At 69.1% G+C, this 18,898-nt stretch carries 17 protein-coding genes; 14 read left to right on the top strand and 3 right to left on the bottom strand.

Translation table 11 applies throughout. The features are described 5' to 3' along the window. The first annotated feature begins 234 nt into the window (after positions 1 to 234). The 9 genes from AB0J09_RS19320 (at position 235) to AB0J09_RS19280 (ending at position 9,180) form a co-directional block, all read left to right on the top strand. Positions 235 to 417: a hypothetical protein gene (locus tag AB0J09_RS19320; protein WP_360692397.1), complete on the top strand. Its 183-nt coding sequence runs from the start codon at positions 235 to 237 to the stop codon at positions 415 to 417. Between the two features lie 345 nt (positions 418 to 762). Further along, positions 763 to 1,902: a glycosyltransferase gene (locus AB0J09_RS19315; protein WP_360692394.1), complete on the top strand. Its 1,140-nt coding sequence runs from the start codon at positions 763 to 765 to the stop codon at positions 1,900 to 1,902. Next, on the top strand, positions 1,899 to 2,903 hold the full coding sequence (locus AB0J09_RS19310) for a glycosyltransferase (RefSeq protein ID WP_360692392.1): 1,005 nt from the start codon (positions 1,899 to 1,901) through the stop codon (positions 2,901 to 2,903). The genes AB0J09_RS19315 and AB0J09_RS19310 overlap by 4 nt, the downstream gene beginning before the upstream one ends. Continuing rightward, on the top strand, positions 2,900 to 4,375 hold the full coding sequence (locus tag AB0J09_RS19305; protein WP_360692389.1) for a glycoside hydrolase family 130 protein: 1,476 nt from the start codon (positions 2,900 to 2,902) through the stop codon (positions 4,373 to 4,375). The genes AB0J09_RS19310 and AB0J09_RS19305 overlap by 4 nt, the downstream gene beginning before the upstream one ends. A 70-nt stretch (positions 4,376 to 4,445) precedes the next feature. Beyond that, a complete protein-coding gene (locus AB0J09_RS19300; protein ID WP_360692386.1) occupies positions 4,446 to 4,571 on the top strand; it encodes a hypothetical protein in 126 nt (41 codons plus the stop codon). A 158-nt stretch (positions 4,572 to 4,729) separates the two neighbouring features. Next, positions 4,730 to 5,611: a universal stress protein gene (locus tag AB0J09_RS19295; protein ID WP_360692384.1), complete on the top strand. Its 882-nt coding sequence runs from the start codon at positions 4,730 to 4,732 to the stop codon at positions 5,609 to 5,611. Between the two features lie 374 nt (positions 5,612 to 5,985). Beyond that, positions 5,986 to 6,114, top strand: a complete 129-nt coding sequence (locus AB0J09_RS19290) for a hypothetical protein (RefSeq protein WP_360692381.1) — start codon at positions 5,986 to 5,988, stop codon at positions 6,112 to 6,114. Positions 6,115 to 6,197: 83 nt separating this feature from the next. Further along, entirely contained in the window at positions 6,198 to 8,390 is a 2,193-nt protein-coding gene (locus tag AB0J09_RS19285; RefSeq protein ID WP_360692378.1) for a helix-turn-helix domain-containing protein, read from the top strand. Between the two features lie 112 nt (positions 8,391 to 8,502). Beyond that, entirely contained in the window at positions 8,503 to 9,180 is a 678-nt protein-coding gene (locus AB0J09_RS19280) for an alpha/beta hydrolase (RefSeq protein WP_360692375.1), read from the top strand. Positions 9,181 to 9,327: 147 nt separating this feature from the next. On the opposite strand, the gene AB0J09_RS19275 is transcribed toward AB0J09_RS19280, so the two are convergent. Beyond that, positions 9,328 to 11,463 carry an RICIN domain-containing protein gene (locus AB0J09_RS19275; protein ID WP_360692372.1) on the bottom strand — a complete coding sequence of 712 codons (2,136 nt, stop codon included), beginning with the start codon at positions 11,461 to 11,463 and terminating at the stop codon, positions 9,328 to 9,330. Further along, positions 11,463 to 12,839 carry a ricin-type beta-trefoil lectin domain protein gene (locus AB0J09_RS19270; protein ID WP_360692369.1) on the bottom strand — a complete coding sequence of 459 codons (1,377 nt, stop codon included), beginning with the start codon at positions 12,837 to 12,839 and terminating at the stop codon, positions 11,463 to 11,465. Before AB0J09_RS19270 ends, AB0J09_RS19275 begins: the two co-directional genes overlap by 1 nt. Before the next feature lie 202 nt (positions 12,840 to 13,041). On the opposite strand from AB0J09_RS19270, the gene AB0J09_RS19265 reads away from it, so the two are divergent. Then, positions 13,042 to 14,343, top strand: coding sequence for an acyltransferase (locus AB0J09_RS19265; RefSeq protein ID WP_360692367.1), 1,302 nt, complete (start codon positions 13,042 to 13,044; stop codon positions 14,341 to 14,343). A gap of 138 nt (positions 14,344 to 14,481) precedes the next feature. Here the strand turns inward: AB0J09_RS19265 and lgt are convergent, their stop codons facing one another. After that, on the bottom strand, positions 14,482 to 15,300 hold the full coding sequence (lgt, locus tag AB0J09_RS19260; protein ID WP_360692364.1) for a prolipoprotein diacylglyceryl transferase: 819 nt from the start codon (positions 15,298 to 15,300) through the stop codon (positions 14,482 to 14,484). Positions 15,301 to 15,412: 112 nt separating this feature from the next. Here lgt and AB0J09_RS19255 point away from each other — a divergent pair, with 112 nt between their 5' ends. The 4 genes from AB0J09_RS19255 to AB0J09_RS19240 form a co-directional block, all read left to right on the top strand. Continuing rightward, entirely contained in the window at positions 15,413 to 16,540 is a 1,128-nt protein-coding gene (locus AB0J09_RS19255) for a sensor histidine kinase (RefSeq protein ID WP_360692360.1), read from the top strand. Next, positions 16,537 to 17,181, top strand: coding sequence for a response regulator transcription factor (locus AB0J09_RS19250; RefSeq protein WP_360692357.1), 645 nt, complete (start codon positions 16,537 to 16,539; stop codon positions 17,179 to 17,181). Before AB0J09_RS19255 ends, AB0J09_RS19250 begins: the two co-directional genes overlap by 4 nt. A gap of 649 nt (positions 17,182 to 17,830) precedes the next feature. Then, complete coding sequence (locus tag AB0J09_RS19245) at positions 17,831 to 18,556, top strand: peptidoglycan-binding protein (protein ID WP_360692354.1); 726 nt, start codon at positions 17,831 to 17,833, stop codon at positions 18,554 to 18,556. Between the two features lie 45 nt (positions 18,557 to 18,601). Further along, positions 18,602 to 18,898: peptidase inhibitor family I36 protein (locus tag AB0J09_RS19240; protein ID WP_360692351.1), on the top strand; the 297-nt coding region annotated here is incomplete at its 3' end.

Genomic DNA, 18,898 nt, shown 5'->3' with positions numbered 1-18,898 from the left:
CCGCCGAAGTGATCCGCCTGTTCGAACGGCTCGGCTGGGCGAACAACGTGCACTGGCCCGACCACGACCGCATCCAACGCCGCCGCGCCGCCCCGCCATCACAAGCCCGCGGCCCAGCCGCAGGCTGACCGAGATCCCGGATGGTCGCGGCTGTACGGCCTCCAGCACCGCTGCGTCTTCTGCGTCCCCTCCCCCTCCCAATCCTCCAACCGGCCCGGCACCACCTGGCGTCCGTTGACCGAGCCCGCCGCCCAGTACCCGTGGTCGCTCCTCTGGCACGAGACCAGCCCCTCCACTCACGTCGCCGCCGTCATCGACAGCGCCAGACGACTCTCCCGGCGGCTCGGCTGGCTGGAACCCACGCGGCCGGCACCGGGAGATCCAGCAGTCGCCAACCTCGACGACCGGCTCTCCTGATCCAGGAGAGATGACACACCTCTTGTGGCGTCGAGGAGGCAGTCATCACGGCGACGCCCATCGCATCGGGCGCAGGCCGGACGCAGGTTCAGTGCAGATCGGATGATGGCGGGCAATCTGCGCCTTTACCACGAGATGTAAGGACAAAGTTAGCGACTGATAGTGTCAGGTAGCCGCAGACCACGCTATCGGCTGAGGGTCGCGACCGCCGGGCCCCCGTATGAGGGCGGGCCCCCGGTGAGGGCTCCGGGTTCCACCGCACAGGCAGACGGGGTAGCCGTCTTCACCGAGCGAGCCGCATCGGCATCCATTCTGGTGCGGCCGGATGACCGAAAGGCATGGCAGTTGGCCCTCACATACGGCTTTCTCAGCACCCACCCGCCCACCCAGTGCGGGCTCGCGACCTTCAACTCCGCTCTGGCCGCCCATCTCACCATGGACGGCGCCTTCGGCGGGATCGTCCGTGTCACCGCGGAAGGCGACGACGAACGGCCGCAGCCCGGGGTCGTACACACCTGGACTCCCAGCAACCCCGGCGGCTGGCAGGCCGCGGCCGCGGCTCTCGAGGACTTCGACGTGGCCATCGTGCAGCACGAGTACGGCATCTACCCCGGCGCGGACGGCCGGGACGTCCTGCCGCTGCTACGCTGCCTCGCAGTGCCGAGCATCGTGGTCCTGCACACCGTCCTGGCCGAGCCCACTCCCCGGCAGAAAGCCCTGCTCGAGAAGATCGGGGCCGCCGCCGGCGCGATCGTGACCATGACCTGCACCGCTCGTGACCGGTTGATGGCCGGCTACCGGGTGGACGCCGGCAAGGTGTTCGTCATACCGCACGGAGCCGCCGACCACCTGCGGATCCCGGCTCGGCGCCACCCCCGTCCGCACCTGCTCACCTGGGGATTGCTCGGACCTGGCAAAGGCATCGAGTGGGCGTTGCGCGCGCTCGCGCTCCTGGGAGACCTCGACCCGTCACCGATCTACACGATCGCCGGAAAGACCCACCCCAAGGTGCTGGAGCTCCAGGGCGAGGCCTATCGCGAAAGCCTGTACGAGCTCGCGGCCCGGCTCGGAGTGTCCACGGCCGTACACCACGACCCCATCTACCGGGCTCAGGACTCGCTGAGCCGGCTGGTCCGCTCGGCGGACGTCGTCGTGCTGCCCTATGACTCGGTGGAGCAGGTCACGTCCGGTGTCCTCATCGAGGCCGTGGCCGCGGGCGTGCCGGTCGTCGCCACCTCCTTCCCGCACGCCGTGGAGCTGCTCACCGGCGGTCCAGGGCTGCTCGTTCCCCACGGCGACCCCGATGCGCTCGCCTCCGCCATACGCCGTGTCCTCACGCAACGTGGGCTCGCCGACGATCTCACCGGACGTACCCGCGCCCTGATCCCGTCCCTGCTGTGGCCCGCGGTCGCGGCCCGATACGACGGCCTCGTCCGGTCACTCCTCGCGAAACGGCCGGCCACAACGGCCGCGATGCTGCCGTGAGCGCTACCACTCCCGGCTTCAAGCACCTGCTCCGGCTGAGCGACGACACCGGCCTGTTCGAGCATGCCCGGCGCGCCGTCGCCCTGCGTCATCACGGTTACTGCACCGACGACGTCGCCCGCGGGCTCGTCATCGCCAGCCGGGAACCGCTCCCTACCCACCGGCTGATCCGGCTGGTCGAGTGCTATCTGGCCTTCGTCACGCACGCTCAGGATCGTTCCGGCGCGTTCCGCAACCGGCTCTCCTTCGACCGGCGCTGGAGCGACCGGCCAGGCGTCGGCGACTGGTGGGGCCGGGCGATGTGGGGCCTGGGCACCGCGGCAGCCCGCAACTCCGTTCCTTGGATCCGGAAGGAGGCTCTGCACGCGTTCGCTCTCGGGGCCGAACAGCGCTCCCCGCATCCGCGCGCCATGGCCTTCGCCGGGCTCGGCGCGGCGGAGGTCCTACGCGCCAGTCCGGACAGCACCGTGGCCGCCGCCCTGCTGACGGACGCCGTGGAGGCGATCGGCACTCCCTCGGAGAATGCCTCCTGGCCGTGGCCACAGCCACATCTGACGTACGCCAACGCCGCGCTCGCCGAGCTGATCATCGCCGGCGGAGACCTGCGCGGTGATCGGCAGCTGCTCAGCAGCGGCCTGCGCATGCTCGAGTGGCTGTGTGACATCCAGACGAGGAACGGCCGGCTCTCGGTCGTGCCCGTCGCCGGCTGGCGGCAGGGCGCGCCGCGGCCCCACTACGACCAGCAGCCGATCGAGGTGGCCGCGCTCGCCGACGCCTGCGCCACTGCCGGACTCGTGACCGGCGACCCCTCGTGGCAGGAGAAGGTACGCCGGTCGGTGGCGTGGTTCCAGGGCGCCAACGACGCCGGCGTTCCGATGTGGGACCCGGCGACCGGCGGAGGCTACGACGGCCTGACCGAGCACGGCCCGAACCTCAACCAGGGCGCGGAGTCGACCATCGCGCTGATCTCCACCATGCAGCATGCCGGGCGGCTCTCATGACCAGCGGGGATCTGGCCACACGGCTCGGTCCGATGCTCACTCCCGACCCGCGAAGAGTGATCATCAAGCTCTTCGTGCCCGGCGAGGACGCCGCGCTCACCCGTACCCGGGCGTCCGCGCTGATCGACCGCATCATGCTCCTCGACCACGACCAGACGACCGAAATGCTCCAGCAGACGCTGCAGCGATTCGGCGGCCGGCACTATGACCTCGAAGCGGCCTTCGCCCATCACTACGATCTGGTCCGCCACCGCGTGCCACGCGACGTCGACCTTTCCCTGCCAACCCGACTCCTCGTGGGTGCCTACTTCAGTCACGAATACGCCGTGGAGGGCGCGGCGGTGTGCAACCCCTCGATGGTGCCCCATCCCGACCAGTCCGGCCTGCGCCCCGGACAGCTCCGCACGGCCATCAGCCTGCGGCAGATCGGCGAGGGACACCTGTCATCCATCGGCTTCGCCACCGCACTGCTCGGGCCCGACTCCGACCTGGCCATCGCAGACCGCTCCGGAACGCTGTCCGTCGGACGCCGGCACTCGACCCACCATCGGCGCGACCTGCTCGCCGCCGGACTCTCCGACAACGCCTGGGACAACGAAGTCACGGCCAGCATGCTGCGATCCCTGCCGGAACGTTTCGAAGACGACGGCTTCGAATACGCGATCGCCCAGCTCCCCGCCGATCTGCTCACCCGTACCACCACGCAGCAAACCCTGGAAGAAATGCGCCGTGCGACGCGCTCCGAGTACGCCGTGGCCTTCCCCGCCGATCTGCCACTTCACCGGCGAGTTCTCTGGCCGGCGACCGCAACCGAGTGCAACGGCATGGAGGACGCGCGATTCGTGCGAATCGTCGACGAGAGCGGCAGGCCGTCGTATCGTGCCACCTACACCGCCTATGACGGGCAGCACATACGCTCACACCTGATCACCAGCCACGACCTGCGCCATTTCGAGCTCACTCCCATGCGGGGTCCCGCCGCCGTCAACAAGGGCATGGCGCTGTTCCCACGACCGGTCGGCGGACGCAGTCTGGCGTTGTGCCGTTCCGATGGCGAGACCATCGGTCTCACGACCCTCGACCGGCACAACAGATGGCAACGGCCGGTGCCCCTGCACACTCCCCGCCGGGGCTGGGAACTCATCCAGACAGGCAACTGCGGATCCCCTATCGAGACCAGTTTCGGCTGGCTCGTCCTGACCCACGGCGTCGGCCCCATGCGCGACTACGCCATCGGCGCCCTCTTGCTCGACTCCCATCAACCACACCGTGTCATCGCCGAACTCCCAGGCCCGATCCTCACCGCCGACGGCGCCGAACGCGAAGGCTACGTGCCCAACGTCGTGTACTCCTGCGGCGGCCTGCTCCACGATGACGCAGTGTGGCTGCCCTACGGGGCGAGCGACACCCGTATCGGATTCGCCCGTGTGCCGCTCGACACCCTCATCAAGGCGATGCGTCCACCACAGTGACGAACGACCCGTCAGATGTGGCTTTCTGACTGCCCAGCGGACACCGACTCCCCCGCCAAGCGGCACCCTCTTGTCACGTCTCGTCATCGAGATCGCCACGCACAGCGGCATCGAGAAGGTGCGCTTCGGCACCTCCATACATGCGGCGAACTCCGTGAGCGCCGGATCCGGTGACTCGTCCACATCCGGCGAGTAGCCGAATGCATAGCGAGCCGGGATGTCGAGTGCCCGGCAGAACGAGACCGCCAGGTGAGCGCCTCCTAGCGCAGCGCGGAGCGCCCTGCGAGGAGTGTCCGGCCGGCAACGGAGGGAAGTTAACCCTCCAAAGCAGACAGCTCCCCCTTTGGAGGCAGAGTGAGCGATCGTGAGGGCGGGCGGTTCATCCTGGTCGGCTACGACGAATCGCCGGGGAGCGAGCAGGCGTTGCGCTGGGCGGTCGAAGAGGCGCGGCTGCGCGAGCTTCCCGTGGTGGTCTGTCACGCCTGGCAATGGCCATACCCTTTGCGCCCCATCAGCGAGCAGGCACTGGCGCAGGTCGAGCACGTCGCCACCACCGTGGTGCACGACGGTGTCGACCACGCACGCGAATTCGGCGCCGACATCGAGGCCCGGCCGTTGCTGACCAAGGGCCCGGTCTCGGCCGTGTTGCTGGAGGCCGCGCACGAGGCCGAGCTCGTAGTGCTGGGTTCCCGAGGGATGGGAGGCTTCGAAGATCTTCGGGTGGGGTCCGCGGCCGTGCAGGTCCCCGCGCACTGTGCCAGGCCGGTCGTTGTCGTACGGCCCGCAGCCGAGCCGATGGATCAAGGCGGCGTACGGATCGTGGTCGGTGTCGACGGCTCCCCCGCGAGTCAGGCGGCCTTCGGCTTCGCCCTGCAGGAGGCCGCCTTGCGTGGCGGGACGGTTAGGGCCATTTGCGGCTGGTGGGATCCCGGAGCCCTGCCAGGGCCTGATCAGCTTCCCTTTGTGGACGCCGCAATGATGCGTGCGGGAGCGGAAGCCCGCTTTCAGGAAGCGGTGCCGCTGCTGACCGCTAAGTACCCAGATGTGCCGGTGACCACCGAATTCGTGGCCGAACGGCCACCGCGCGCGATCGTCGAATCCGCCAAGGCCGCGACATTGCTCGTACTGGGACGCCGTGGGCTCGATTCCAGGCCAGGCACCTTGTTGGGAGCGGTCACCCAGGCTGCGCTATCCGAAGTCCACTGCCCTGTAGCCGTGACCCCGCCACCGAACTGACCCGTCCCGGCTCTCCGCCAGAGGCCGTGTCGCTGCCGCCTTGTCAGCGTGCGTGGTCACCCCTCTAGTGGCGGCGCCCTGACTCCGGCGCGATCCAAGCCCCACTCCTCGGACGCCCTGCCGTCCCAAAGATTCCAGCGAGGTCGCCAGTATGAACCCGTCCGGCATTGATGGAGGCTCCTGCGGGTGGAAAGGATGGAGCCCATGGCCGGTCGATCTTCTGCGCCTGCCGAACAGCTCATCCACGGTCCACGAGCGGTTTATCAAACGACGATGCCAGGCCAGCAGGGTGCCCGGGGTGACAAGGCGATGCGCTCGCAGCACCTTCGGTAGGAAGCGGTACAGGCCGCGCGCGGCGAGGAGCGATCGATCCGGTGGCGCTGCTGGTGTTCATCATGGCGCTCGTGCAGGCCTGGCCGAGCAGATACGGCGCGCCGGCCAAGCCCTCGTTCGCGGACGCCGCCGCCCAGCGGGCCACCGTCGGGAGGCAGTCCGCCGCCTGACCTTGGGGCCGGCATGACCACCGAGTTACGATGACGCCCGTTCCTCTCGCGTAGAAGGAGTAGCCATCGCCAGCTTCGCGGAGGTGCTGCGCCGCCACCGGCACGCGGCACGCCTGACCCTGGAGCAGCTCGCCGAGGCCTCCGGGGTCAGTGCAAGAACGCTGTCGGACATGGAGCGCGGACGTAGCAAGGGCCCTCAGCAACGAACCGTCACCGCGCTGGCCGATGCCCTCGATCTGACCGAGGCCGACCGCGAACAGCTCGTCGAGCTGGCCCGGGAGGGCCGCCTTCGGGACCACTGGACCCGCCCGACCGGGCCGTGGGAGCTGCCCAGATCCGTCGACGACTTCACCGGCCGAGCCGCGGAACTGGCCTGGACCGGCGATCTCGTGCATGCCGGGGACGCGCCGGGCGTGGGGCTCATCACCGGGTCTGCCGGGCTGGGCAAGACCACGCTGGCCGTGCGCGCGGCCCACGCCCTGCGGCGGGACTTCCCCGACGGGGTGATCTTCCTCGACCTGTTCGGCATGTCTGCGCGGCCGCTGCCCGTCGATGAGGCCCTGGACCTGCTGCTTCGCGCGCTCGGCGTCGCGGACCGGCAGGTCCCGGGCGAGCGCGCGTCGTTATACCGGTCCTTGCTGCGCGAGCGGCGCGTGCTGCTCGTACTCGACAACGCCGCCTCCGAGGAACAGGTCCGGCCGCTGCTGCCGGGCGGGGCGAGCAAGGCCCTGGTGACCAGCCGCCGGCTGCTGGCCGGACTGGAAGGAGTGCGCAGACTCAGCCTCGGGCCCCTGCCCCTGCTGGCGGCCACCGAACTGCTCACCGCAATCCTGAAAGACCGCGGCGCCCCGGACGAGGGATCGGCCATCTTGCAGCTCGCACAGCTGTGCGGCGGGCTCCCGCTCGCCCTGCGGATCGCCGGAAATCGTTTGGTCAGCAGGCCCGGTTGGGATGCCGCCGATCTCGCCGCCCGGCTGACGAACGAGGAGCGCCGTCTGGACCAGCTGCGTGCCGGCGACCTCAAGATCGCGACCGCGTTCGGGTTGTCGTACGAGCAGCTGGCAGCCCCGACCCGGCAGGTGTTCCGCCGGCTCGCCCTGATACCGGGCCGGGATCTCGACGCCGCTCTCGCCGCGGTGGTGGCCGGGACCTCGACGGAGGGGGCATGGGTCGCCCTCGACGAGCTCGTCGACCTCGGCCTGCTGCTGGACAGCACGTCTGGCCGCTACCGCTTCCACGACCTGGTCCGGCTGTTCGCCCGCCACCGGCTCCAGGAGGAGGAAACCGCCGCCGAGCGCGACGCGCTCACCGTAACGATGACGTCGTGGCTGCTGCGCATGGCCACCAGCGCCGGGCGGTGGTTCGAACCCGCCTACGGCGGTCCCGAGTCTGGTCTCTCCTCCGCGGAAGAGGCCGACCACTGGCTGCGTGTGAACGTGGACAACTGGCTGGGTGCGTTACGGACGGCGGCGATTGCCGGCCGGCACTCCGCCGTCCTCGACTGCGCCGAGTCCATGGACTGGTTCTCCGACCGGTGGATGCACGCGCCACACTGGCAGGAGGTCTTCACCCTCGGTGCCGAGGCCGCCGCCGCCCTAGATGATCCGGTACGGCAGGCCAGGCAGCTGAACTTGCTGGCCTGGGTTCACCTGATACCCCGAGACGACCCGGAAACCGCACTGCGATACGCAAACCAGGCCCTGGATCTGGCCACCCACAGCGGCGCCACCGCGCAGATCGCCTCGGCGCGCCACACCGGTGGAGGCGCGCTTCGAAGGCTCGGACGGCTCGATGAGGCCACCGCAGCGGAAACCCAGGCCGCGCAGATGTTCAAGGCCGACGGCGACATCGACTCCTACGCCCAGTGTCTCGGCGCCCTCGGCTCCTGCCTGCGCGACGCCGGACATTACGCCGAGGCGCTGGAGCAGTATCTCGACCTGTGGGCCCTGGTGAACGACGAGCAGTCCGGGATGACGCCGGGCATCACGGCGTTCACCCGCCCGATCGCCCTCGCCCGCGTCGGCGAATGTCTGGGACTGCTCGGCCGGCGAGCCGAGGCGATCATCAAACTCACCGAGGCGATCAGCCTCATGGAGCAGGCTCAGCTGCCCGCTCCGCAGGCCCGCGCCTTGGAGACGCTGGCCGCCCTGCTGGCCGACGCGGGCAGGACCGACGAGAGCCGCGACGCCTACGCGCGGGCGGCTGAGGTGTACGAGGCCATCGGAGACACCGAGTCGAGCAGCCGCTGCCGTAACCTGGCGACCGCCGCATCCTGACGCGCAGCCCTACTTCTGCGTGCTGTTCTGCGTGGTCTGTGATCTTCCACGCGGCTTGGATTGAGCGCACTGGGACAGGCGTCGGGCCTGTCCATCCAGGTCAGGAGCGACCATGACCATCAAGAACATCGTACTGGTGCACGGTGGCTTCGTGGACGGATCCGGCTGGCGGGGCGTCTACGACGAGCTGACCAGGACCGGATTCCGCGTCTACGTCGTGCAGAATCCGACGCTGTCGCTGGAGGACGACGTCGCGGTGACCCGCAGGGTCCTGGACTCGCTCGACGGCCCGGCCGTCCTGATCGGCCACTCCTACGGAGGCGTCGTCATCACCGAGGCGGGCACCCACCCCAACGTGGCGTCGCTGGCGTACATCGCCGCATTCGCCGCCGACAAGGGCGAGTCGGTCAACGCCATCATCGCCGACCCGCCGCCCGGCGCGCCGGTGCCGCCGATCCTGCCGCCCGTGGAAGGGTTCCTGTTCCTCGACCGCGACAAGTTCCACGGCTCCTTCGCCGCCGACCTGCCCGACCAGGAGGCTGCATTCATGGCCGACTCCCAGGTCCCGTGGGGCGTCGACGCCCTCGGGGGGACGGTGACCGAGCCCGCCTGGCGGCACAAGTCGGCCTGGTACCTGGTGGCCACCGAGGACCGCATGATCCCGCCGCCCGCCCAGAGAGCCATGGCCGAGCGTGCGAGCGCGACCGTTGTCGAGGTCGTCGGCAGCCACGCCGTCTACGTCTCCCAGCCTGCCGCCGTCGCCGACCTCATCCGCCAGGCCGCCTCCTAACCATTCCCCGCCCGGCCCTCGCCCCCTGAGGGCCGGCGCCACACACCTTTCTCAGAGACAGCTATGAACCGCCCCATCCGCCCTGTATGTCAGCCGACGCGGGCTCGTCCTCCCCCTTTCGGCAAAGGGGGAGGACGCGTTGGCGGGTTATGGGTATTCGGTGAGGTTTGCGACGTTTGTGGAGGAGTTGCTTGGGCCTCCCGTGGAATTGATGACGTGGGCGATGGTTCCGGTGCCGCCCAGGGAGACCGTCACCATGTGGTGGAAGCGGACCCCCGGCGTGTTCGGCACCTCGAAGGCCCGGTCGGCCACCACCGCGGGGTTGGCGCTGAAGTAGCAGTAGCTGCCCAGCCCCCAGGCCTCATGCGAGGTGACCGAACCGGCGACCTTGTAGGCGGCCCAGCCCCGGGTGGAGCCGTTCATCCAGGACGCCTGGTTGGGCGGATCGTAGGGCATCTCGTTCTGGAAGAAGTAGGTCCGCCCGCCGTTGCCGTTCCAGATGACCTGGTACTGGTGGTGGTGCTCGACGAACAGCCCGTAGAACGTCACGTTGTCGCCGTTGACGACGAGCCCGTTGACGGTCGTATTGGTGTTCCATCCGACGCCGCTGCCGTGGTCGGCCCGCCAGATCCAGGTGTGATCACCGATCACGTTGTCGCTGTTGATCACCAGGCTCTGTGACGCCTTGCCCACCCCGGCGCCGCCGACGCGGAAGAAGACGTCGTGCAGTGAGGTGGGGTTGGCCGCGTGGGAGGCCGCCGAGCCCGCCGGGCCGACCTGCATGAGCGTCGCCGAGTTCGTGGTCCCGGCGTCGATCAGCAGCCCGGCGATCTTGACGCCGTCCACGTCGGCGACGGTCATCGCCGTGATGCCGTTGTCGGGTACGAACGTCGCCAACCCAAGACCGAGCACCACGGTGTCGGCCCTGGTGACCCTGATCGTGTCGTTCAGGTGGTAGACGCCCGGCGTGACCAGCAGGTCCTTGCCCGCGGCCAGTGCCGCGTTGATGTCACCAGCGGTATTGCCCGGCTTGACGACGAAGAACTGACTGATCGGCAGCGACGTGCCTGCGCCCGGCCATGACACCCCGGTGGAGTTCGACTTCAGCGCGGGCACGAACACCTGGTAGGCCCCCGCCGCGTCGATGTAGAGGAACGGCTTCTCCCGTACCACCGGCGTCTGCCCCACCGTCGTGTACGGCGGGCTGGGGAAGGTGTTGCCCGGCGCGCCGGACACCCCGACGAAGACCATGTTCCAGTTCGACCCGCTCCAGGACCCGAAGGCCGAGTTGCGGGAGATCCACTGCTGTTGCGACCCGGACCTGACCTGACCGTCGATCCGCGAGTCGGAGATCCACCCGCCGCTCGACCAGCCGCCGTCGTCCAACTGCAGGTTTCCGCGCACATGCATTCGCCGGTACGGCGCCGCCTGCGAGACCGCCCACCGGTCCGTGCCGCCCGCCGGGGAGACCGAGAGGTTCTCGGCGGAGCGCCAGAAGTTCTGCGTGGCGTTGCCGCCAAACCAGTCGGCCTCGGCGTGCACGGCCCCGTTGATCGTCACCGCGTCCGGCGTCTGTCCCAGGCCAAGGACCTGGGTGTAGAAGCCGACGTTGACGTCCACGCTGTAGGTGCCCGGCTTGAACAGCAGCGCGTACCGGTTGGACCCGAACTGGTTGGACTGCTGCTGGCTGAACACCGAGTTGAGCTGCGACTGGATTGTGAACGCGGGCATCGACGGGTCGAAGACGCGCACGTTCGGCCCCAGGTCGGGATTGGGGCCACCGCCGCCACCCGACAGGGTGAACGACTGCGCCGCTGTGCCGTTGCAGGTGTACTGCTGCAGTTGCACGCTGTCGGCCGTGGAGGCGCCCGGCACGTCGAGACACTTGCCGCTGTTCCTGTTGACCAGGTGGTACGTGCCTCCGGATTCCTCCACCGGAAGCCACTGCTGGTTGTTGCCACCGCCGTAGGCCCACAGCTGGACCGGCGCGCTGTCGGCGGTCGAGACACCGGTCACGTCCCAGGCCTGCGCGGCGTTGAGCGAGCTGTTGACCCGGTAGTAGCCGTCACTGGTGGCCTGGAACTGCCAGAGCTGCGCGCCGCTGCCGTTGCAGGCGTACTGCTGGACGGCGGTGCCGTTGGCGGTGGCGGCGGCGCGGGCGTCGACGCACTTGCCGCTGTGCTTGGCGACCACGGTGGTCAGGCCGGTGGGGACGGCTGCCTGGGCGACCGGCATGAGGACGAACCCGGCCGCGATCAGCACGAGGACGACCAGGGCACGCATCAGAACCCCGCCGTCAGTCTGGTGAAGTCCCAGGCGTTCTGGGAGACGCCGCTGCAGGTTTCGGACAGCCCTCCGGAGCAGGGGCGGTCGCGGTTGACCGACCAGAAGGCGAGCCTGGTCAGGCCATGGGAGTTGGCGTAGTCGCGGATCTGGGTCCAGGTGGCGACCGAGGTGACCTCCGACTGGTCGGACAGGCCGTTCATGCCGGAGATGCCCATGTGCGCGTACGCCGTGGCGTCCGACCAGCCGAACGCCGACTTCAGAGCGTTCTTCAGCCCTTCGGCCGCGTTGACCGTGCTCTGGTACATGTTGGACCCGCCGCCGAAGTCGAACGGCATGATCGTGTAGTTGTCGATCGGGACGCCGAGCTCCCTCGACCGGTTGATCAGTCGGGTGCCCGCGCCGGCCGGGCCGCTGGTGGAGGTGCCGAAGGTGACGACCACCTTGACGTTCGGGTTGTTCGCCTTGACGATCTTGAGGCCGTTGAGTATGCGGTCCTGGACGGTGTAGTTCTCGTACTCGTCGGTGTTCTCGATGTCGAAGTCGACAGCCGCGGGTCCCAGGGCGTTGATGACCTGCTGCACGGCGCCCGCGTACGCCTCAGGCGTACTGCAGTTGGGGCCGAGCTTGTTGCCCGACCAGCCGCCGAAGGAGATCTGGACGCTGCCGCCCTTGGACTTGATCGTGTTGATCGCCTGCTGGTCGGCGCCGCCGGTCAGCGCACGCGAGCCGTCCCAGCGGGGCGTGCAGCCGCCGCCGGACAGGATGAAGGCCATCGTGAAGGACTTCACGCCGGTCGCGTCCATGACCGTGCCCGGGTTGGGCGGGCTCCCCCACCCCATGTAGAGGTACGGGGCGCCGGGCAGCTTGCCGGGACTGGGGGTGCCGTCGCCGGAGGGCAGCGTCCACTTCTGGTTGGCGCCGGTGCCGCAGCTCCAGATCTGCAGGGGCGTGCCGTCGGCCGAGCTGACGTTGGTGGCGTCCAGGCACTTGCCGAGTGCTCGCAGGGTGCCGTCGGAGGCGGCCGTCCACTGCTGCGCGGCGGTGCCGTTGCAGTCGTAGATCTGCACCTTGGTGCCGTTGGCGCTGCTCGCGCCCGCCACGTCCAGGCACTTGCCGAGTGCGCGGATCGTGCCGTCGGACTGCGTGGTCCACGACGTAGCCGCATCCTTACGTAAGCGCCGCTCTGGAACACCAGCCCTGTAAAGGCCGGCACGGCGGACAGGGCATCCAGGTGGATGTGCGGCCTGCTGGTCGCCGCCGGCCGACAGCAGCTCACGGCGGAAGGCGACGGGATCGGGACCGGAGGGCACGCCGGCACACAGCGTCGTGATCAAGCGCCCGCTGAGCGCCGCCGCATCATCTCGGGAGCACACCCGTTCGAATATCCTGCTCCAGGCACGCGAACAGCGAACCACCGATGACGATGGACACGAGGACGGGCTAGCATACGAAGCTTTCTTGACCCACTCGCTTGACATCCGGGTCCGGCCATGGGGCCAGCGCAGAAGGCCGTTCACCTGCCCCACCTGGGTTCACTCTAAGGGTTCGCTCAGGTTGACCCCATAGCGTGACCAGATGCCTAACAACCTGGCCGTTCGGGAAGGGGGCGGCGGGCTGCAGGCCGTGGTCCAGACGCAGGTGCCTTCGCCGACCCGCCGACAGACCTGGCTGGACGCACTACGCGGTGTGGCCGTGCTCGCCGTGCTCTTCGAACACTTGCTGGATCCCCTCTTTCCCGAAATTCGCGCGAACATCAGCCCATGGTTCGACTTCGGGCAATACGGCGTCATGGTGTTCTTCCTCGTCAGCGGCTATGTGGTGCCGGCCTCGCTCGAACGGCGCGGCAGCGTAGCCGGTTTCTGGATCAGCCGCCTGTTCCGCCTCTACCCTCTGTGGATCGTCGCGGCGATCATCGGCACCGTGTTCGGTCTCGTCCAGGTGTACTCGGCCCTGCCCAGTCAACTGAGCGACCACCCGGTCGCGTCCGGCATCGCTCACCTGACGATGCTCCAAGATTTCCTTCAGGTGGTCAGTGTCGTCAACGTGTTCTGGACGCTGTCCTACGAGATGGCGTTCTACCTGCTGGTGACCGCGATCTTCGTCTTCGGCCACCGCGGGAGCACCACCGGCACGCTCACCTTCGCGATGGCAGGCGTGCTCGTGGGCGGTGTGCTTCCGGCCGGCGCCCTGTCACGCGGTCTCGGCGGTGACCTAGTCGTACTGATCGCGACCGTTGTGCTGATGATGGGACTCGCCGCGATCCTCGGCGGTGGTCATCGCGTACGACTATGCGGTGCGGCCGCCGTGGCCGTCCTGGCCGTCGTACTGCTCGGGGTCAACAGCCGGATCGGGGCCTGGCAGAGCCTGGCCATCGTGTCCACCATGTTCGCCGGGACGGCGCTCTATCGACTGGACCATGGGCAGCTCCACCGGAGGGTGACGAGATGGGTGATCGGACTGGTGCCCGTCGTGTCCATCGCCGCCGCGATCTGGTTCGGCCCCGGCTGGGGCATGTCCGACGAGCAGGCGCTGGCGTTCAGGTGGAGTTGGTCAGCCGCCGTGGCGGCGGCCTGGCTGACCTTCGTGATCGGCCGTCTTCTGCGGTCCTCCGCTCTGCCTCGCTTCCTCGTACGCGTCGGGCTGATCAGCTACTCCGTCTATCTGCTGCACCCCCTCGCGGTGCAGGCCATGCGACGGTTGATCCCGGATGCCGCTCAGGTCTCCCTCCCCGGGCGGATCACATGGTCCGTGGCGCTGCTGACCATAGTGGTCGCCTGCGCCACCCTGAGCTACCGGTTCATCGAGCAACCGGCTCAGGAACTCGGCCGCCGCGTGGCTCGCTCGGCCACTCGAAACCGACGCGAGACAACCGTCTGACCCGAACCGCTCCGGACGCGCGATCTCGGCACGCCGCGGCGCCGCGGACAGTCCCGGCCGCCGATCGGGTCGCCAATGTGGGCAGGCGCGGTTGCGGCTGACCCGTTGGACCCTGGGCGGCGGGCGCCGAGAGCCCGCTCATCCTCGTCCCGCAGGCCGGGGGTCAGTGGTCGGCGTCTGGCGGGTGGCGGTCAGGTAGGCGACCGCCGCCCCGAAGACCAGCAGCGCGGTCCAGACGTTGAAGCGCAGCCCCAGGATGAGAGGGGCGGGGTCCATGCGCAGCCACTCGATCCAGGCGCGGCCGGCGGTGTAGGCCGCGGCGTACAGGGCGAACGCCCGGCCACGGTCCAGCCGGAAGCGCCGCTCAGCCCAGAGGACGAGCCCGGCCACACCCAGGTTCCACAGCGACTCGTAAAGGAAGGCCGGGTGGTAGGTGGCCGTGGATTCCATGCCTGGCGGTCGGTGAGCAGGGTCGATCTCGAGCGCCCAAGGCAGGGTGGTCGGTCTGCCGTACAACTCCTGGTTGAACCAATTGCCCCAGCGGGCGATCGTCTGCCCAAGTGCGATCCCGGGCGCGACGGCGTCGGCGAAGTCGCGCAGCGGAATGCCGCGCCGGCGGCAGGCCAGCCACGCGCCCAGCGCGCCGCCGGCGACGGCGCCCCAGATGCTGATCCCGCCCTCCCAGATCGCGAAGGCGCGCAGGGGGTCCTTGCCGGGGCCGAAGTACTGCTGCCAGTCGGTGGCCACATGGTAGATCCGCGCACCGATCAGGCCGAACGGCACGGCCCATGTGGCGATGTCCCCAACCACGCCACGCTCGCCGCCGCGGGCCGTCCAGCGGCGTTGGGTGACCCAGATGCCGACGGCGACGGCGAGCACCATGAGCAGGGAGTAGGCGCGGATGGGCAGCGGGCCGAGGTACCAGACGGCCTGGGACGGACTGGGGATGGCTGTCACGCCGTCGAGTCTTGCTCCGGTGCGGCTGCGCGCACATCGAGCGGGACACCGATCGCCGGGTCAGTCGACTGGTTGATGCCGGACCGTCGGGTGGCTGATTATCGTCGGTGCTGTGGAGTCATGGGAGCGGTCCCGGCGCCGATGGCAGCACGCCTTCTTCGCCTCGTGGCTGGTGCTGACCTCGGCCGGGCCGCTGATGGAGGTGGGTCAGGTCCTGCCGGTGGCGCTCGTGGCCGGGCTGGCCGCCTGGTATGCGGTGTGGTTCGTGCTGCACACACCTCCCGCGGGTGAAGTGCCCCTGCCGTACGTGGTCGGCGGCGGGTTGCTCTGGCTGGGGCTGTTCGCGACCGACTCGTCCTTCCTGGTGGTCTGCCTGAGCGTGCTCGTCCCGTACTGCATGGACGCCGTGCGCGTCGGACTGGTCGCGGTGCTGTCGTGTGCCGGGGGCTGGTTGTGGCACAGCTACCACGAAGGCGGGTCGATCACCTGGACCGAGATCGCCATCACCGCGCTGATCGCGATCAGCGCGGCCACCTCGGTCGGGTACTTCTATTCGGTGGCCCGGCAGAGCGCCGAGCGCAAGGAGCTGATCGACCAGTTGCAGGCCGCCCAGGAGGCGCGGGCGGCTGCCGAACGGCAGGCGGGCGTGGCCGCCGAGCGGCAGCGGCTGGCTCGCGACATCCACGACAGCCTGACCCAGGGGTTCGCCAGCGTGGTGATGCTGCTGGAGGCGGCGCAGGAGCGGTTGCCGGACGACCGGCACCTGACCCAGGCGTTGCGGGCGGCCAGGGAGAACCTCGCGGAAAGCCGCCGCGTGGTGCGGGCGCTGCGGCCCGGCGAGCTCGACGACGGCGGCCTGCCGGAGGCGCTGCGGCGGCTGTCGGGTCGGCTGTCCGACGAGACCGGCATCGACGCGCACACCGTGATCACGGGGGCGCTGCGGCCCCTGGACGCGCACATCCAGGTGGAGCTGCTGCGGGTGGCGCAGGAGGCGGTCGCCAACGCTCGCCGCCACGCCCATGCCGAGCAGGTCACCCTGACCCTGTCGTACATGGAGGACCTGGTCGTGCTGGATGTCCACGACGACGGCGACGGCTTCGATCCCGAGCGGGCCGCCGCCGGCCACGGCCTGCTGATCATGCTTGAACGGATGGAGCAGCTCGGCGGCACGCTCCTCGTGGAAAGCGCGTCCGGGGAGGGCACCACGATCGTGGCCAGCCTCCCGGCGGTGGCGCGATGACCGCGCGGGGCTTGATCCGGGTCCTGATCGCCGACGACCACCCGGTGGTCCGTGACGGCATCCGGGCGATGCTCGGCACCCAGGACGATCTGGAGGTGGTCGGCGAGGCGGTCTCAGGCTCGGACGCGGTACGGCTGGCGCGTGACCTGCGGCCGGATGTCACGCTGATGGACCTGCAGATGCCCGAGCTCGACGGCGCGACAGCGATCAGCCGGATCCGCGAGCACGACCCCGGCGCCAGGGTGATCGTCCTGACCACCTATGACACCGACAGCGACATCTCCCGTGCCATCGACGCCGGAGCGATCGGCTACCTGCTCAAGGACACCCACCGTGAGCAGTTGTTCGACGCCATCAGGGCGGCGGCCCGAGGGGAGAGCGCCCTGTCGCCGGCGATCGCGACCCGGGTGTTGTCGTGGGCGCGCGCCGACGCGCCCGGCGCCCTCAGCGGCCGGGAGATCGAGGTCCTGGGCTCGGTCGCCCAGGGGATGAGCAACAAGGCCATTGCCGCCCACCTGTGCATCAGCGAGGCCACGGTCAAGACCCACCTGCTGCACATCTTCGCCAAGCTCGACGTCGACGACCGCACCGCCGCCGTGACCGTGGCGGCCACGCGGGGGATCATCCGCCTTGGCGGCTAGGAGAGGACTTTCGTGCTCGCTGAGTCGTGCGTTGCCATGAGCTGAGCGGCCAGCGCTCGCGCAAAGCCCGGTCCCTTCGTGTCGGAGCCGGCCGTCGGCCACCAGCCGCCGCAGCCGCTCCTGATGGCCGGACTCCGCAGCCGGTTCCCGACCGCAGCCAGTTGAGCCCGCAAGTCGCTGGCCTGCTGCAGTGCGGCCATATCGGCCTCAGTTACGCAAGCCCCACATCGGGCGGCAACGGGACCCGCCGGCCGTTCGCGGAGCGTTCGAGAACCGGGCCGCCCTCGTAAGTGGCCGCCTCAGGCATCTGTGGGGTCATCTTGACGAACGCGAGCCCATGTACCGCCTCATAACCCGGTCTGAGCTGGCGTTTCTCGCCATCGGATCACCTGTCAAACGGCGCGTACGCCCGTACGGGGAGCCTGTCGAACAGGCTGACAACACCGATCTTCTAGCGGACACGTGAGCGAACCGAAACGTTGGATGCCGCCGCACAGGAATCGCCCCAGCCCCTGAACCAGGAGTAACGATGAAGCTGCCCTCATGCGCCGCTGCCCTCATGGCGGCTGTCCTGTTCGCTTCGCTGACTGGAGCGTCCGAGGCGTCGGCGGCACAGATGGCTGACGCTGAGGCCCTTCCGAGCCTGAATATGGAAGCCGCTGTCAAGGCGGCCCAGATCGACCCTCGGCGGCCCGACGGCACGCTGACCCCGGGCGCCAAGGCCAGCGTGCTCCTCGTTGAGCAGGCGCTGCGTGACCGACGCTTTCTCGACGCAAAGTGGGTGGACGGCTACTTCGGCACCACAACGGTCGCCGCCTATGCGAATTACCAGAAGTCACTCGGCCTCACTGGTCTCGACGCCAACGGCCTGCCAGGCAAGACGTCGCTCACCAGGCTCGGTGCCGGCCGCTTCAAGGTCACCGACATCATCGACCCGGGCACCCGGGTGTCCACCGGCGGTTTCGTCATCAACGCCCGCACGCGAAGCATGCTGGCGGAGGCCAAGCGGCTGCTCGGCCGCGACCTCAAGCTGGATCAGGGTTCGTACAACCCCGGCGGCGACCCCACGTCCGCGGGCACCCACGACGGCGGCGGCGTCGTCGACATCTCGGTAAAGGGGATGAATTCCGCCACCCGCACCGCGGTCGTCCGCGCGTTGCGCCTTGTCGGCTTCGCTGCGTGGCTGCGTAGCCCCCAGCAAGACGACTGGCCGTGGCACATCCACGCCGCTGCCATCAGCGACACAAGCCTCTCCGGCCAGGCCCAGCAGCAGATCGGTGACTACTACCTCGGCCTGAACGGACTCGCCGGCCGTGGCCCGGACGACGGCCCGAAGGTGACCATCCGCACCTGGGAGGAGTCCCAGCGCCGCTGACTCATCCATCCGAAACCCAGGCACCGCAAACAGAAGGAGAACAGCATGAGAACGCTCACCAGGATCCTCACCACGGCGACCGCCGCGATGGCGCTCGGCGGGACGGTCCTCGCCACCGCACCGTCCGCCTCGGCCGCGAACCGCGACGGCGTCTGCGATACCGGCGAGTTCTGCTACTACTTCAACAGCAACAACCAAGGATCGGTCTCCGACTTCACCGGATCGATCGACGACTACGCCACCACGCAGCCCACCTGCTACGACTTCAAGGGACCCGGCGACGGCAAGGGCAAATGCATCAAGAACGCCGCCGCCTCCGCCTGGAACCGCAGCAGCAAAACC

The sequence above is a fragment of the Nonomuraea sp. NPDC049784 genome, from assembly GCF_040659615.1.
Lineage (GTDB): Bacteria > Actinomycetota > Actinomycetes > Streptosporangiales > Streptosporangiaceae > Nonomuraea.
The sequence above is the reverse complement of the archived record's forward strand: the minus strand, read 5'-3'. Positions and strand labels throughout refer to the sequence as shown.

Coding starts and splice junctions, on each gene's coding strand:
- AB0J09_RS19305 (WP_360692389.1), top strand. CDS start 2,900: ATGACCAGCGGGGATCTGGCCACACGGCTCGGTCCGATGCTCACTCCC.
- AB0J09_RS19280 (WP_360692375.1), top strand. CDS start 8,503: ATGACCATCAAGAACATCGTACTGGTGCACGGTGGCTTCGTGGACGGA.
- AB0J09_RS19275 (WP_360692372.1), bottom strand. CDS start 11,463: ATGCGTGCCCTGGTCGTCCTCGTGCTGATCGCGGCCGGGTTCGTCCTC.
- AB0J09_RS19265 (WP_360692367.1), top strand. CDS start 13,042: ATGCCTAACAACCTGGCCGTTCGGGAAGGGGGCGGCGGGCTGCAGGCC.
- AB0J09_RS19250 (WP_360692357.1), top strand. CDS start 16,537: ATGACCGCGCGGGGCTTGATCCGGGTCCTGATCGCCGACGACCACCCG.
- AB0J09_RS19245 (WP_360692354.1), top strand. CDS start 17,831: ATGGAAGCCGCTGTCAAGGCGGCCCAGATCGACCCTCGGCGGCCCGAC.